General features: G+C 73.7%; 11 protein-coding genes, 2 tRNA genes and 1 pseudogene. 6 read left to right on the top strand and 8 right to left on the bottom strand.

The window, feature by feature from the left end:
• Window positions 1–383: 383 nt before the first annotated feature.
• Window positions 384–1,040, bottom strand: a pseudogene (locus tag IF43_RS39830) (phosphatase PAP2 family protein); the annotation flags it as partial.
• Window positions 1,041–1,324: 284 nt separating this feature from the next.
• Between IF43_RS39830 and IF43_RS0125560 the strand changes: the two are divergent.
• Window positions 1,325–1,921: a histidine phosphatase family protein gene (locus IF43_RS0125560; protein ID WP_030204970.1), complete on the top strand. Its 597-nt coding sequence runs from the start codon at window positions 1,325–1,327 to the stop codon at window positions 1,919–1,921.
• 186 nt (window positions 1,922–2,107) lie between these two features.
• Window positions 2,108–2,452, top strand: coding sequence for a hypothetical protein (locus IF43_RS0125555; RefSeq protein ID WP_030204960.1), 345 nt, complete (start codon window positions 2,108–2,110; stop codon window positions 2,450–2,452).
• Window positions 2,453–2,609: 157 nt separating this feature from the next.
• Here the strand turns inward: IF43_RS0125555 and IF43_RS0125545 are convergent, their stop codons facing one another.
• A complete protein-coding gene (locus tag IF43_RS0125545) occupies window positions 2,610–3,017 on the bottom strand; it encodes a GNAT family N-acetyltransferase (protein WP_030204957.1) in 408 nt (135 codons plus the stop codon).
• Window positions 3,018–3,682: 665 nt separating this feature from the next.
• Between IF43_RS0125545 and IF43_RS43040 the strand changes: the two genes are divergently transcribed.
• Complete coding sequence (locus IF43_RS43040; RefSeq protein WP_234332537.1) at window positions 3,683–4,180, top strand: bifunctional DNA primase/polymerase; 498 nt, start codon at window positions 3,683–3,685, stop codon at window positions 4,178–4,180.
• A tRNA-Lys gene (locus tag IF43_RS0125540) sits at window positions 4,142–4,215 on the top strand. Before IF43_RS43040 ends, IF43_RS0125540 begins: the two co-directional genes overlap by 39 nt.
• A gap of 98 nt (window positions 4,216–4,313) precedes the next feature.
• Here the strand turns inward: IF43_RS0125540 and IF43_RS0125535 are convergent.
• Entirely contained in the window at window positions 4,314–5,552 is a 1,239-nt protein-coding gene (locus tag IF43_RS0125535) for a M6 family metalloprotease domain-containing protein (RefSeq protein WP_030204955.1), read from the bottom strand.
• A 436-nt stretch (window positions 5,553–5,988) separates the two neighbouring features.
• Here IF43_RS0125535 and IF43_RS0125530 point away from each other — a divergent pair, with 436 nt between their 5' ends.
• Window positions 5,989–7,842, top strand: a complete 1,854-nt coding sequence (locus tag IF43_RS0125530) for a bifunctional diguanylate cyclase/phosphodiesterase (RefSeq protein WP_051796112.1) — start codon at window positions 5,989–5,991, stop codon at window positions 7,840–7,842.
• Window positions 7,843–7,976: 134 nt separating this feature from the next.
• Here the strand turns inward: IF43_RS0125530 and IF43_RS0125525 are convergent, their stop codons facing one another.
• Both IF43_RS0125525 and IF43_RS0125520 read right to left on the bottom strand, forming a co-directional pair.
• Entirely contained in the window at window positions 7,977–9,671 is a 1,695-nt protein-coding gene (locus IF43_RS0125525; RefSeq protein WP_030204949.1) for a glycosyl hydrolase family 18 protein, read from the bottom strand.
• Window positions 9,672–9,940: 269 nt separating this feature from the next.
• Window positions 9,941–11,044, bottom strand: coding sequence for an LLM class flavin-dependent oxidoreductase (locus IF43_RS0125520; RefSeq protein WP_037890027.1), 1,104 nt, complete (start codon window positions 11,042–11,044; stop codon window positions 9,941–9,943).
• 336 nt (window positions 11,045–11,380) lie between these two features.
• Here IF43_RS0125520 and IF43_RS0125515 point away from each other — a divergent pair, with 336 nt between their 5' ends.
• Window positions 11,381–12,139, top strand: coding sequence for an IclR family transcriptional regulator (locus IF43_RS0125515; protein ID WP_030204929.1), 759 nt, complete (start codon window positions 11,381–11,383; stop codon window positions 12,137–12,139).
• Window positions 12,140–12,385: 246 nt separating this feature from the next.
• On the opposite strand, the gene IF43_RS0125510 is transcribed toward IF43_RS0125515, so the two are convergent.
• From IF43_RS0125510 to IF43_RS0125500, 3 genes are all read right to left on the bottom strand, one after another.
• Window positions 12,386–12,459 (bottom strand) — tRNA-Lys (locus IF43_RS0125510).
• Between the two features lie 98 nt (window positions 12,460–12,557).
• A complete protein-coding gene (locus IF43_RS36895) occupies window positions 12,558–14,411 on the bottom strand; it encodes an AMP-binding protein (RefSeq protein WP_051796110.1) in 1,854 nt (617 codons plus the stop codon).
• 26 nt (window positions 14,412–14,437) lie between these two features.
• On the bottom strand, window positions 14,438–15,034 hold the full coding sequence (locus tag IF43_RS0125500; protein WP_030204923.1) for a lytic polysaccharide monooxygenase: 597 nt from the start codon (window positions 15,032–15,034) through the stop codon (window positions 14,438–14,440).
• Window positions 15,035–15,523: the final 489 nt, after the last annotated feature.

Here is a 15,523-nt window from a genome sequence, read left to right as displayed (position 1 = left end):
GGGCGGGGGGCGGGGGCCTGCGGGCGGGCGAAGGGAGCGTCCGGGCGGGGGGCGCGTGCCCACGCACCGGGAGCGGGAGCCTCCGGACGGGCGGTGCGGGACACCGGCCCGGTCGCGGGCGCCTGCGGGCGGGCGGCGGGAGTCTCCGAGCGGGGGGCGCGGATCGTCGCGCTGCGGCCGGTACGACCCGTGGAGCGGTGGCCGCCCGCGGCAGCCCGCGGCCCCTCGGCGACGGCGGCCCGCGGCCCCTCGGCGACGGCGGCCCGCGGCCCCTCGGCGACGGCGGCCCGCGCGCCCGGCACGGAGCCGACCGGCACCGGGCCGGAGTCGCCGGCCCGCCGTCGCGCGACCGCGCGCGTCAGCGCGTCCGCACCGACGACGCCCACCAGGTAGCCCAGCCCCATCACCGCGCAGCCGGCGGCCGCGTCGAGGAAGTAGTGGTTCGCCGTGCCCATGACCACGAGCGCGGTGAGCACCGGGTACGCCGCGCCGGCCGCCCGTACCAGGGGCGTCCGGCCGTGGCGCCAGAGGAGGATCCCGCACCACAGGGCCCAGCCGACGTGCAGGCTCGGCATGGCGGCGTACTGGTTGGTCAGACTCCCGAGACCGCGCGGGGCGCTGGCCTCGGCGCCCCACCACCCGTACGTGCTGAAGCGCGCCATCGTGTCGGCGAAGCCGGACCCGGCGCCCAGCAGCCGGGGCGGGCTGGTCGGCAGCAGCGCGAAGCCGACGAGGCCCATCAGGGTGGAGGCCATGAGCCAGCGGCGGGCAGCGCGGTAGTGGGCGGGGCGGCGCAGGTAGAGCCAGACCAGGACGGCCGGGGTGACGAGGTAGTGCAGGGACGCGTACGCGAAGTCCGCCGGTACGCCGAGCCACGCGTGGTCGGTGAACACGGGGTTGAGCAGGCGCTCGAGATCGAGCCCGAGCGGTTCTTCGAGGCCGAGTATCGCCCGGCCGTGGGAGACGGCGGCGGCCACGTCGCCCCGGGCGAGCAGCCGGCCGCCGGAGTACGCCGCGTAGACGAGGGCGATGAGCAGCAGCTCCGCCCACCAGCGGGAGGCCGCCCGCCCGCTCCGGGGCCGGACCGCCGCCCCCGCCCGCTCCGCACCCCCGGCCGGCCCGGTCGCGACCTCGACGCCCCTGCGTATCCCCGTAGTCATGCTCTACATGATGCCTCAGGCAACTAAAGGGTCGGTCGTCGTTCACTCGACGTGCAGCCGTACGAGATGATGAAGGGGTTGTCCCATTTACCCACATGTCTTTGCTCACACGTCGCTCACACGTCCCATCGGCCCCGCAGTGGGCCCGCCCCCAGGAGACCCCCATGGCACCCCGCATCCTGCTGGCCCGGCACGGCCAGACCGCCTGGTCGCTCTCCGGCAAGCACACGGGGCGGACGGACGTCCCCCTGCTGGAGGAGGGGCGCCGCGGCGCGAAGCTGCTGGGTGCACGGCTGGCCCGCGGGACCTGGGCCGGACTGCCCGACGTCGAGGTCCGCACCAGCCCCCTGGTGCGCGCGAGCGAGAGCTGCGAGCTGGCGGGCTTCGGCGACCGCGCCGAGCCGTGGGACGTCCTGATGGAGTGGGACTACGGCGCCTACGAGGGCATGACCCCGGCCGAGATCCAGGCCGTCCGGCCCGGCTGGCTGATCTGGCGCGACGGGGTGCCGGAGGGCGAGGCCGTGGCGGAGATATCGGCGCGCGCCGACGAGGTCGTGGAGTGGGCCCGCTCGGCGGACCGGGACGTGCTGGTGTTCGCCCACGGGCACTTCCTGCGCACGCTGGGCGCGCGCTGGCTGGGCGAGCCGGCCTCCTTCGGAGCCCGGATGCGGCTGGAGCCGACGTCGCTGTCGGTCCTGGGCTGGGCGTACGGCATGCCGGCCCTGGAGCGCTGGAACGACACCGGCCACCTCGACGCCTGACCCGCACACCGGCTCCTGCCGCCCCCCACCCCCTCACCCCCGCGCAACCCGACCGCCATGCCCACCCGCCCCGCCCGCCCCAGGGGGCCCGGGAGCGCACCGGGGTGCTCTTGCGGGGCGTTGGACAATGGAGGGTGGCCCGGAAAGCGCGGGCTCGATCCCGGAACGACGCACAGGAGGACACGCATGGCTGAGGCCGAGCGCACTGAGCGGAGGCTGCGGCCCGCGCAGTTGCTCTTCGAGCCCGCGGAAGCGGTCGCGGACCCCGAGCACTTCTTCGACCTGGAATCGATCGAGGACCCTCGTGAGCTGCTGAGCCGCGCGACCGAGCTGACGCTGGCGTTCCGGGCCGCGCACGACCGGGCCACGGAGTTCCAGGCGGTGGCGGCCGCCCAGCTCGCCGACCCGCGCCGGTTCGACCGGCTGACGCCGGCCGCGATCGCGGAGCGCGCGGAGTGGACCGAGGACTACGCGCGCAAGATGATCGAGTTCGGGCAGGGTCTGCTGAGGGGCGAGCCCGAGGCCCGCTGACCGGCGCCTGCACACCCGCCACGCGTCCGTACGCCGACGGCCCCCGGGAACGGCTCCCGGGGGCCGTCGGCGTGCCCCGCGCCGCCGCCGGGCCGCCGCTCGCCGACCCGCGGCCGACCGCCCTCCGCCATCCGCCCGGGACCGGCGCGGGCGGCGGTCAGAGGGCCATGAGGCCGGCGGCGGTCGGGCGGAAGCCGCACCGCTCGTAGAAGGGCGCGAGTTCGGGCTCGTAGTCGACGTGCAGCCACTCCGCGCCCCGGGCGCGGGCCGCGTCGGCCGCGGTCCGCACGAGCCGTACGCCGACGCCGTGGCGGCGCTCCGCCGGGTGGACGGTCGTGTCGAGGACGAAGGCGTGGGCGCCGCCGTCGCCGACCACGTTCACGTACCCGACCAGGCGGTCCCCGCGGTGGGCCGCGACCCAGAGGAGACTCCGGGCCAGTTTGGGGGCGAAGGGGGTGGGCGCGTGGCCCGGCCACGCCGCAGCGAACAGCCGGTTGAGTTCGTCGTCCCGGAGCGGAGGGCTGAGGCTGAGGGTGAGGCCGGCCGCCTCGTCCGTAGTGTGCATACCGCACCCTCCCACGTCACGTACGCCCCTGGGGCTCCGCCCCGACCCGCGCCCCGAACGCCCGCGAGGCCGGAGTTGCCGCGACCGGCCCCTCCAGCCCGCGCGACGTCCAAGACGAGCCGACACATCCAGCCCGCGCGGTGTCGGAGGGCGGGCATATCCAGCCCGCGCGGTGTGGGAGGGCGGGCATATCCAGCCCGCGCGGCGTTTGAGCGCACCCGGCGCGCAGCGCCCGGGTTTCCCGGGCGGAGCCCGGCGGGGCGGCGTCCGTGGTCGCAAGCCACGGTGCGGGAAGGGGCGGGGAGGGGACATCGCCCCGCAGGGCCCACCGGCCCGCAGCCGGGCCACCGAAAGGAACCCGGCCCGCCCCCACCCCGACAACCGGCACCCGGCATATGCCGGAGGGGCAAGGTACTCCCCCGACCACCCCCACGTCCCGATTTCCGGCAACTCTGCGGAACCGACCCACCATAGCCGGTACTCCTGGACCCATGGACTCCTGGCTGCACGAGAAGACGACGAGCACCGCCAAGGGCGGCGGCTGCGACACCGCCGAGCTCCACGAGACCGACCGCCCCGGCGGGCCCCACCCCCCGCGCGCGGCCCGCGAGCGCCTGGAGACCCGCCCGGCACCCGGCACACCCCGCGCGCTGAACGTCTTCGAGCTGGTCGCCGGTGCCCCCGGCCCCGCGGCCGAGCCGCACCGGGCCGCGTGCGTCACCCCCGAGGGCGCCGCCTGGCTGGCGTCCGCGAGCCCGTACCCGCACAGCACCCTCACCCTGTGGCAGGAGCGCCCGGCCGCACCCGCCGTGCTCCCCTGCGGAACGGCCTTCGACGTGGTCAACGTGCCCGTCGTCTTCGGCCGCCGGATGCTCGGCCGACTGTGGGAGGACGGGCCCGGCTCCGGGCCCGTCGCCGTGCACCGCGGGCGGATGCTCCTGTTCGCGGCCCCCGGCACCGCCCAGCGACTGCCGTCGCTGCTCCACTGGGAGGAGTGGGGCGGGGCCGTTCCGACGCCCCTCTGCCACGGCCGCGGCGACGCCGTCACCGTTCCCGCACTGACCCCGGCGGACCCGGCCGGGCCCTCCCGGTGGCTGGTGGCCCCGGACGCGCGGGAGCCGCAGGCGCCGCTAGCTCAGTTGGTTAGAGCAGCTGACTCTTAATCAGCGGGTCCGGGGTTCGAGTCCCTGGCGGCGCACAGACGGAAGAAGCCCCTCGCGCAAGCGGGGGGCTTCTTCGTTGCGCCTCCGGGTCACGGACGGCCGTGTCACAGGCCACCGCCGAGCGGCACCGGACTCAGGTCGTGATCTTCACCGTGTACGCCCCCGACGGCGTCCGGTCCGCCACCTCGATCCGGATGCCCTCCCCCGGCACCGTGTACGCCTCCCCCGCCTGCAGCGGCGCGTCCGCCAGCGGCGGGTACACCGAGCGGTCCCAGCAGGCCTCCGTGTCGGGGTGCCCGTCCAGCACCTCGACGGGCCCGCCGCCCGAGGCCGCCTCGTTGCGCACCTTGTAGACCAGCACGCCCTCCGAGCACGTCTCGTCGTCGTTGCCGGCCGCGCCGCGCGCCTCGACCGCGACCGCGCTCCCCGGGCCCGTACGCACCACGGCGAGCCGGGTCCCGCCGATCGCCCCGGTCGGGCTGGGCTGGCCCACGGGCTGGAGGGTGTGCAGGGTCGAGCCGTGCTGCACGCAGTCCACCTGGCCCGGGCCCAGCCAGCCCAGCTTCCACTTCTGCCAGGCGAACAGGTCCGGGGCCATGCCGAACTGGCTGCCCATGACGTCCCAGTCGCCCACGTACGTGTCCCAGTCGCCCTTGCCGTCCGACGGGCGGTGGTAGAGGTCGGGCAGGTCGAAGACGTGCCCGGTCTCGTGCGCGAGCACGTTGCGGTCCGGCGGGTGCCGCTCGAAGACCGTGACGATGCGGCGCAGGTCCGAGCCGTCGGCGCGCAGCGGCCGGTCGAAGTTGACGACCTTGGTGGCGTCCGAGTCCACGCCGGGGGCGTTCGGGTCGGCCACGAAGTAGACGATGTCGTACCGGCTGAAGTCCACCACGGGATCGGCCGCCGCGACGGCGTCCCGGAGGTAGGCCGCCCGGTCCCGGGCCTCCCAGTCGCGCTTTATCCCGTAGGCGGTGGACGGCTTGGGCATCCGGATCCAGCGCTGCTGCGGGTGCGGCACCAGGTGGAACTTCCCGTACGAGGCCCGGGCGAAGAAGTCGCTGGTCGCGGGGAAGTAGTCGGCGGTCAGGGCCTGCGGCGAGACCGCGGGCGCGGCGTCGGGGAAGGACAGGAAGACCATGACCGCGTCCAGCGTGCGCAGCGGCTTCGGGTAGGCGCCGTTCCAGGTGTCCAGTCCGAGCGAGTGGTGGGCCGAGGTGCGCTCCAGTGCGCAGGGTCCGGGACCGCGCTGCTGGGCCACGGCGGGGCCCGCGACGAGCGACATGGCGGCCAGTGCCGTCAGGGACGTGAAGGCCGCCGCGGTACTGCGCACGCGGTAGCGCTCCACTCCCCCGGGTGTCTGCTGTCGCGGCACGTCGACCTCCGGTGAGGGGTTCGGAACATCCCACCCACCTTGTGCCGATTCACTCTCGTATGTCCTGTTCCAGTGCCCCACACGAGTGAGGAGCGTCACGCGAGGCTGCCTTACGGAGCGTCACAGCCGATCAATCGACGGCGTGTCGTGTTCAGAGTTGTTCAGGCTCGCGCAGAGTCACGCAGAAACGATCGATCGCGGAAGCGGTATCGCCCATCGGGGTAAGGCATCCGCGCGGCGGCGGCGCTGGATGCGCTTCCGCGGCAGCCTCTATGATCGGCACACTTTCCAGCACGGACAGCACAATTCCAGTACGGACACCGCCTCCCGGCGGTCTCCCCTCATCCGGCCGCACCAGGCCGACGCATCCGGCCGGCGGTCGCGCACCGCCTCCCGGACCGCCCTGTACGAGACAACTGCACTGCGGGAGCGAGCGGTGAGCGGAACCTCAGAAGGACCCGGTTCGGCAGCCGACAGCACCCGGCCCACGGTCACGGAGCGTCATTCCACCCTTCCCGTCGGTCGGTCCGCTGCCGAACTGCACGACTACCGGGCCGCGTTCGACGCGGCCCATCTCGCCATGGCCGTCGTCGACCGCACCGGCCTGGTCGTCGCCGCCAACCACGCGCTCGCCCTGCTCCTGGGCGGCGAGCCGGCGGAGCTGGCCGGCCGGCCCGCCGCCGAGCTGGTCGACCTCGCGGCGGAGACCCGCACCTGGCAGGCGTACCTGGAGGTGCTGCGCGGCCGCCAGGCGCGGCTGCGCTGCACCCGCCGCCTCAAGCACCCCGACGGCCACTCCCTGTGGACCGAGGTGACCCTGGGCCCGGTGCCGGGTACCCAGGACGTCCTGCTGTCGGTCGCGGACATCAGCGACCGGCGCGACCTGCAGGCCCGGCTGCGCCACCTCCAGATGCACGATCCGGTCACCCGCCTGCCCAACCGGGCGCTGTTCTTCGAGCGGCTCTCCGCCGCGCTGGAGGCCTCCTCGTACGAGCACGGGGGCACCGGTCGGATCGGCCTGTGCTACCTCGACCTGGACGGCTTCAAGGCCGTCAACGACACCCTCGGCCACCGGGTGGGCGACCGGCTCCTGACGGCCGTGGCCGCCCGACTGACCCACTGCGCCGACCAGTGCGGGTACGGGCGCAGCGGCGGGCACCTGGTGGCCCGGCTGGGCGGCGACGAGTTCGCGCTGCTCGTCGAGGACTCCACCGGCACCGAGCAACTGGCCGACCTGGCCAAGTCGGTGCTCGCCGCCCTCCAGGAGCCCTTCGACCTCGCCGGGCAGCGGCTGTCGGTGTCGGCCTCCATCGGCGTCGTCGAGCGGGCCTGCGAGGGCACCTCGGCCACCGGGCTGATGCAGGCCGCGGACACGACGCTGTTCTGGGCCAAGGCGGACGGCAAGGCGCGCTGGACCCTGTTCGACCCCGAGCGCAACGCCCACCGCATGACCCGTCAGGCGCTCTCCAGCACGCTCCGGCCGGCCGTGGACCGGGGCGAGTTCGCCCTGGAGTACCAGCCGTTGGTCGACCTGGAGAGCGGAGTCGTCCGCGGCGTCGAGGCCCTCGTCCGGTGGAACCACCCCCAGTTCGGCACACTGACGCCGAATCGGTTCATCGGAATTGCCGAAGAGGACGGCTCCATCGTGCAGCTGGGGCAGTGGGTGCTGCGCACCGCGTGCCGACAGGCGCGCCGCTGGCAGCTCGACCACCCGTCCGACGCCCCGGTGTTCGTGTCGGTCAACGTCGCGGTGCGGCAGGTGTGGGACTCCGACCTCGTCCGCGACGTCGCGGAGATCCTCGCCGACACCGGCCTCACGCCGCAGCTGCTCCAGCTGGAGCTCACCGAGTCCGCCGTCATGGGCTCGGCCGGCCGGCCGCTGCAGGCCCTGCAGGCGCTGTCCGACATGGGCGTGCGCATCGCCATCGACGACTTCGGCACCGGTTACTCGAACCTCGCCTACCTGAGCCGGCTGCCGGTATCGGTCCTGAAGCTGGACGGCTCCTTCGTCCGCGGCTTCCGCTACGAGGAGGGGGCGCACCCCAACCCGGCGGACGAGACCATCGTCGAGGCGCTGGTGCAGCTCGCGCACCGGCTCGGGCTGACCGTGACCGCGGAGTGCGTGGAGACCGCGGGCCAGGCGGCCCGGCTGCGCCGGGTGGGGTGCGACACCGGGCAGGGGTGGCTCTACTCGCGGGCGGTGGCGCCGGAGCGCATCGCGGAGATGATCGGCGGCCCGGCGTACGGCAGCGCCCCGGGGCACGGGAGCACGCCACCGCCGTTGATGTGAGGGGGTGGGGACGGTGGACGCCGCGGGCCGTCCCCACGAAGCGAGCCCCCGACGCCCCCGCCGCGACACAGGAGCGCCCCGCCCCCTCCTCAGAGGGGCCGGGGCGCTCCGTCGCTCGGCGCGGGGTGGGGGGATCAGCAGGCGCCGAGGTCCTGCCACACGCCCCACTCACCGGTGGTGCCGGGCTCCTCGTTCTGCGTCCACCACTTGGCCTTCCAGTTGCGGCCCTTGTGCGAGACCGTCTGGCCGCCGGTGTAGACCGTGCCGGCGACGTACGCGGGAGCCGTGCAGCCCGTGGTGGGCGGCGTGGTCGGCGGCGTCGTGGGCGGGGTGGTCGGCGGCGTGGTCGGCGGGGTGGTGGGAGGAGTCGTGGGCGGCGTGGTCGGGGAGCTGCCGACGGCGGCCACGATCTGGTTCAGCAGCGTGGTGTTGTCGTCCAGGCCGAGGAGCGAGTACATCATCGCGCCGGCCAGTCCGCGCTGGTGGGCGTAGTCGGCCCGGGCCTGGACCGACTTCTGGTTCAGGCCGGTGAACCACTCGCCGTCCTTGTAGAAGTACGAGGCCTTGGCCTTGTCGTCCCAGAAGGTGGTGGCGGGGTTGTCGACGATGCCGCCGAGCTCCTTGTAGTGCGCGATGCCGGCCTGCTGGCTGACCGGGCGGACGCCGGAGGCGCCGGTCGCGGGCTGGGCGAGGCCGTTGTCGGCGCCCGCGGGGACGCCCTTCCAGCCGCGGTAGTAGAACTCGTAGCCCAGGGTCAGCTTGTTGGCGGGGAAGCCGCCGGCGATGCCGTACGTCGGGTTGCCGTCGAGCCAGGCGTTGATCGCGCTGTCGATGCTGTACTTCTCGGTGCCCGGGGCGATCGGGTCGGTCGGGTCGGCCGCGGACGGGTACAGCGGGGACTGGTGGTACGTCGGCCCGTCGCCGTCCCAGGCGCCGTGCATGTCGTACGTCATGATGTTCGCGTAGTCGAGGTACGCGCCGATCTTGTCCGTCTCGATGTACTTGATCTTGTCCTGGCCCGCCGGCAGGGCAGCCGTCAGCAGGTACTTCTTCCCGCCGTTGGCCGCGCCGTAGGCGTCGAGCTGGTCGCGGAACTCCTTGAGCAGGAGCGTGAAGTTCTGCTTGTCCTCGGGGCCGTAGTGGTTGCCCAGGTGGCCGCCGGACGAGCCCGGGTACTCCCAGTCGATGTCGATGCCGTCGAAGATCCCGGCGGCGGAGCCGGCGCCGCCGTAGCCGCCCTCGACCGGCAGGTTGCCCTTGATGTACTGGTCGACGCAGGAGCTGACGAACTTCTTGCGGCTGGCGTCCGTGAGTGCGGCGTCGTGGAAGTACTTGGAGTACGTCCAGCCGCCGATCGAGATGTTGATCTTCAGCTTGGGGTACTTGGCCTTGAGCTGCTTGAACTGGTTGAACACGCCGACGATGGGCTGGTCCCACTTGTCGGCGACCCCGCTCACGCTGTCCGCGGCCCCGAAGGACTTCTGGTAGTCGGCGTACGAGTCGCCCGCGCCGTCACCGGCGCTGGCGTTGTTGTCGTCACCGGCCGCCTTGTTGGCCTCGAAACAGGTGAGGTTGGTGGGGTGGATGTTGCCGAACGAGTAGTTGATGACGTCCAGCTTGCCCGCGATGCCGCGGGTGTCGAGGTGCTTGGGGTAGAACGCGTTGCCGTAGACGCTCCACTGGTCGTAGTACGCGATCTTCACCCCGCCGGAGCCGGGGGTGGCGGTGGTGGCGGCCTGGGCGGTGGTCAGGCCCGCGAAGCCGGCCAGGGCTCCGGAAGCGAGGGCGGCGGTGGCGGCCGCGGCCAGAAGCGGTTTACGGATGTGCATGAACAGCCCCCGGGGAGGTGGGAGGGACGGGGAGGAGGCACGCGCGTCGGGATGAAGAGATAGCCCTCGCGGAATGATCGCGTCAATGGTTTGGACCAAAGAAGGACTAGACCACTCGCGAGACAAAACCGCTCGTCAGAGGGGTGGAAGGGCAGCGAAAACCGCCCGCCACCCATGGTGACGAGCGGTTTAAGGCTCTCTTGAGGGAACCGCGCGCAAGGTTCCGGCGAGGAACCAGCCGAACCCCTTTCAGCCGGGGTTCGCGGGGCTCAGGGCTCCCGCACCGGCGCCGCGCCGGCCGCCACCGCCGCCCGGTCCGGCATCCCGTACGCGTCCGCCACGAGCTCGTACGACCGCCTCCGGGCCTCCCCCGCATGGGCGTTGGAGGTCAGCATCAGCTCGTCCGCGCCGGTGCGCGCGACCAGCGCGTCCAACCCCGCCCGCACCTCGTCCGCCGTGCCGTGCACGACGTTCCGCGTCCAGTCGGTGACGAACTCGCGCTCCGCGGCGCTGTACGGGTACGACTCCGCCTCCTCCGGCGTCGGGACGAGCCCGGGCCGCCCGGTGCGCAGCCGCAGCATCGACAGCGCGGCGGCGCGGACCTGGCGCACCGCCTCGCCCCCGGTGTCCGCGGCGAGCGCGGAGACGCCGATGAGCGCGTACGGCTCGTCCAGGACGGCGGAGGGCCGGAAGGAGGAGCGGTAGAGGTCGAGGGCCGGGAGGGTGTTGGCGGCGGAGAAGTGGTGGGCGAAGGCGAACGGCAGTCCGAGCTCGGCGGCCAGCCGCGCGCTGTAGCCGGAGGAGCCCAGCAGCCAGATCGGCGGCCGGGCGGCGGGCCCCTGCACGGGTCCGGGTACGGCGTGCACGCGGGCGTACGGATGCCCGGAGGGGAAGTCGTCGTCGAGGAAGCGGGTCAGGTCGGCGAGGGCGCGCGGGAACTCCTCGGCCTGCTCGTCGAAGCGGCCGGGGCCGCGCAGCGCCCGGGCGGTGGCCCCGTCGGTACCGGGGGCGCGGCCGAGGCCCAGGTCGACGCGGCCCGGGGCGAGGGCTTCGAGGGTGCCGAACTGCTCGGCGACGACGAGGGGAGCGTGGTTGGGGAGCATGACGCCGCCGGATCCGAGGCGGATGCGGGAGGTGTGTGCGGCGAGGTGCGCCAGGATCACGGCGGGGGCGGAGCTGGCCACGCCCGGCATGGAGTGGTGCTCGGCCACCCAGTGCCGGTGGTAGCCGCGTCGCTCGGCGAGCCGGGAGATCTCGACGGACGTGCGCAGCGACGCGCCCGCGGTCGAGCCGGCCCCGACCGTCACGAGGTCGAGCACCGACAGCGGCACCGGGGCCGCGCCCTGCGCAATCCCCCGAATGGCGTCTTCCATTTCCACTGCGCCAGCCTTTCCGGTAATCCCGCGGGCCCGCCCGGGTCGGTCTCCGGACTTTCCGGGACGGTTCCGGGCCCTGCCGCAGCCTGATCGAATCTGTACGAAGAGGTCGAACAGGGACCGGCCGGCACGCATTCCCGGCGCCCCGACCGCGGATCCGCCGGGAATCGGCGGCGCACCGTCGGCTGGCCCGTGACCTTGGCATATGCCATCGATATAGGTCCCGCTGAAACGGCGTGAATGAGCCATCAAACTCTTCAACAGACGCTCCACGTGGGCCTCTTGGTGGCTATCGTGGTAAGGCAAGCGGTAACAACCTGCTAGGGGGAAACCGTGGCGCTGAAGCCCGAGCCGACCGCGCCGTTCCACTCGGTGCAGTACGCCCTGCGCGTACTCGAAACGATCTCCCGGCACGCCGGGGGCGTGACCGACGTGCAGATCGCGCGCGAGACCGGCCTGCCCGCCGTCCACCTCGCCCCCATGCTCTTGATGCTGCGCCGCGAGGGATACGTCCTACAGGTCTCCGACGGCGCGTACGCGATAGGCGACTCGATGGTCCTGCTCGGCTCGGGCATGGACCGCCAGCAGGCGCTGCAGCTCAAGCTCCAGGAGACCCTCGACCAGCTCCGCGACACGGTGGGCGCGGCGGTCTACATCAGCCGGTACGTCGACGGCGAGGTGAAGATCACGCAGTTCGCCGACAGCCCGCGGACGCCGAAGGTGCACGAGTGGGTCGACTTCCGCTCGGCGGCGCACGCGAGCGTGGTGGGCAAGTGCCTGCTGACCCAGCTGGACCTGAACAGTCGCCGCGACCACCTCTCGCGGCACAAGATCGCGCGGTTGACGTCGCGGACGATCACGAACGAGCGGGTGCTGTTCTCGAAGCTCGACGCCCAGCCGGCCACGGTGCCGACGCTGGACCTCCAGGAGTACGCGGTCGGCACGGTGTGCGCCGCGGTCCCGATCACGGCGGGCTCCGCGGTCGGCTGCCTGGCCCTCTCGATGCCGGTGGAACACGCCCACCGCCTCCGCGCGGCAGCCGACACCCTGAACCGCAGGGCGGCCCCCGTGCTGCTGTCACTGGCCATCTGAGGCGCGGGACCCGGAATCCCCGGGGCCGTGCACCTGCCAGGGCCGTGCGCCCGCCTGGCTGAGCGCCCGCCGGGCGGCCGTCGAGCACCCTGGGGCGTTCGAGCACCCGGGGCTCGCGAGGGTCTCGGGCCGGGGGATCCAGGCCGGATGCCGGAAACCCGCACCGTAACCGGCCGAACCGACCGGACCGGACCGGAAAACACTTCGGGCGGTTCCCGGTGAACCGGAAACCGCCCGAAGATCAGGTGCGCCGCCAGGGACTCGAACCCCGGACCCGCTGATTAAGAGTCAGCTGCTCTAACCAACTGAGCTAGCGGCGCCTGCTGACAGAGAAAATACTACCTGGTCCGGAGGGGTGCTCGTGACCACCCCCGTCGCGGCCCCGCCGACCCCCGTTCCGGAGCCCGCCACCAGGGCATCAGGGGGCCGGCACGGCGCCGGGCCCGCCCTGGCCGAGCTGCCCCAGCAGGGCGGCCCGGCCCTGGGCGGCGTACCGGGCGAGCAGGGCGGTGCGGTCGGCCGGCGTGAAGGGCCGGTACCCGGCCGCGCCGGGCGGACGCCACCAGACCGGGTCGGGGCAGCAGAACCCCGCTCGTCGCAGTTCGACCCGGTGGACCTTGTTCGTGGCCGTGACCGGCATCGCGGCCACCAGCCGGACGAACCGGGGAGCCATCTTGGTCCCCAGGTCAGGCTGCGCGGCGAGGAAGCCCTCGAACTCCGACGGCGAGAACGCCGCCCCCGCCCGCATCGCCAGCGCGGCCATCACCTGGTCCCCCGCCACCGGGTCCGGCACGGCGTAGACCGCCGCCCCCGCGGCGGACTCCCAGCGCGCGAGGATGTTCTCGATCACCGCCGCGGCCAGGTTCTCGCTGTCCACCCGCAGCCGGTCGTCCGCCCGTCCCGCGAAGTAGAGGAACCCCGCCTCGTCGCGGTAGAAGAGGTCCCCGGTCCAGTACCAGCCCCCGCGCAGCCGGGCGGCGTCCGCCTCCGGGTTGCGCCAGTAGCCCTCGAAGGGGTTCCGGCCGCGGTTGACCAGCTCCCCGATCGCCTCGGCCACCCCCGTCGGCGCCCCCGACGGGCCGGTCCCGGCAGGGGGGCGTTCCACGCCCGTCTCGGGGTCCACCACCGCCAGGTCGTCCCCGGGGGCGGCGCGCCCGACGGCCCCCGGGGGCGTGTCGGGGGTGCGCCGGATCGCGGCCCCGCCCTCGGAGGACCCGTACCCCTCCACCAGCGGCGCACCGAAGCGCTCGGCGAACCGGGCCGCGTCCACCGCCCCCGCCTCGGTGCCGAAGCCGAGCCGCAGCCGGTGCGCGCGGTCGTCGGGGCGGGGCGGGGTCGCGAGGAGGTACTGCACGGCCCGGCCGACGTAGGTGAAGTAGGTCGCGTCGAAGCGGCGTACGTCGTCCAGGAAGCCCGAGGCGGAGAAGCGGCGGCGCAGCGCCACCCCGGCCCCGGCGACCAGGGCCGGTGCCCAGTCGGCGATCACGGCGTTGCCGTGGAACATCGGCATGCAGATGTAGTGGACGTCGTCCGGGCCCACCGCGAACTGGCGGGCCAACGAGGCGCCGGCGGCCGCGAGCCGACCCTGGCTGCAGATCGCCGCCTTGGGCGCGCCGGTGGAGCCGGAGGTGAAGTACAGCAGCAGCCGGTCGTCCGGCCCCGGGCCGCCGCGGCGCAGCACGGCCTCGCCCGGTCGGGCGTCCGCGTACGGGGCGAGGAGGTCGGCGTACCGGACCCCGCCGCCGAAGGCCCCGGCGACGAGCGCGCGAGCCGCGGCGTCCACGCCGTCGGGGTCGCCCGGGTCGCCCGGGTCGCCCGGGTCGCCCGGGTCGCCCGGGTCGCCCGGGTCGCCCGGGTCGTCCGGGTCGCCCGGGTCGTCGGCGTCGTCCGTCACGAGGACGCGTACGCCGCCCAGGTCCAGCCCGGCGAGCAGCGGGAGGTGGGCCCGCTCGGTGACCAGGAGGGCGCACTCGGTGTGCCGGATGTCGCGGGCGAGCTCGGGACCGCGGCGGGTGGGGTTGATCCCGGCGACGGCGGCCCCCGAGAGGGCCGCCGCGCTCAACCAGAGAGGGAACTCGGGGGTGTTGTCCAGCAGCACCCCCACGTGCGGCTCCGCGCCGCGCGGCAGCAGGTCGACCAGGAGCGCGGCGCGGGCCGCGGCCCCGGCGGCGACCTCGTGGTGGCCGAGCCGGGTGCCGTGGTCGACCAGGGCGTCGGACCGCTGGTCGCCCCACTGGCGCTGTACGAGTTCCGCGACGGTCTCCGTCCCCATGGCGCCGCACCATAGCTGACGCTACGTCAGAACTGAACGTCGGAGCAGGAGTAGAAGGCGTTCGCGGTGTCGTTGATGGTCCACACCCCGAGGATCACGTGCCGTCCCGTCTTGCCCGAGGGCATGGTGCCGGGGTGGACGACCGTGTAGGGCGGGCGGGTGCCGTTGTAGGTGACGGTGAGGAAGGGCTGGGGGTCGAGGGCGGCCCGGGTGAGGGGCTTGGTCCAGTCCCAGCCGTTGCGGGTGATGTAGTACTTGAAGTCGGTGGTCGAGTGCGGGGCGGTGAACTGCCAGCGGAAGTTGTACGCCTGGCCGCCGAAGACCTGGGTGGCCGGCCAGTTGCCGCCGCGCGGGTCGTCGAGCTGGGCGAACTCGCTGTGGTTGGCCGAACAGATGTGACCGTCGGCGGGACCGGCCGCCGGGAAGCCCTTGAGGCCCTCGACGGACTGCGGCTCCCACTGGATGGGCCCGCAGTCGGGGACGGTCTTGTTGGCGCACAGCTTCTGGCGGCTGAGGGGCTGGTCCGTGTAGCCGTGGCTGCTGGCGGTGGGGGCGCTCAGCAGGCTGAGCCCGCCGACGAGGGCGAGGCCCAGGGCGGCGGCGGGCAGGGCTGTCCTACGCATGATGCTCCTTGGACGTGGGGGGAGTTCCGTTGAGCGTGCGCACGCGTGTGGGGCTGACGGCCGGTGTCTGCGGTTCGATCCGGCACCGTTCGATTCAGGTCTAGACCAAGTCCCAGACTATTGACGGGAATTGGCCATGTCCAGACCAACGGCATGGGCGCCCCGCCCGCTCCCCTCCCCGTCCGCTCCCCTCCACGCCCCCTCCCCTCCCCGCCCGCTCCCCTCACTCCCTCCCACGCCCTCCCACGCCCTCCCACGCCCCCCACTCCCCCACTCCCTCCACGAACTCGACCCCGCAGTGGGTCGCGTGGTGTGTGGGGGAGGCGCTTGACAGGGGTGGCAGGCTGGACCGGAGGCAGGCCCGGGCCGAGGGTGGCCGCAGGCCAGGGTGAAGCCCCAAAGCCCTCGGGGTGGGCCTGCCGCTGGGGGTACCTCCCAGCGGTAGCTGGGGGAGGCCTGCAGGCCGCCCCTGTCAAGCGCCGAGGGGAC

It is taken from the genome of Streptomyces sp. NRRL S-87, assembly GCF_000719335.1.
In the GTDB taxonomy this organism is placed as follows: Bacteria; Actinomycetota; Actinomycetes; order Streptomycetales; family Streptomycetaceae; genus Streptomyces.
This window is presented reverse-complemented; position numbering and strand designations above follow the sequence as displayed.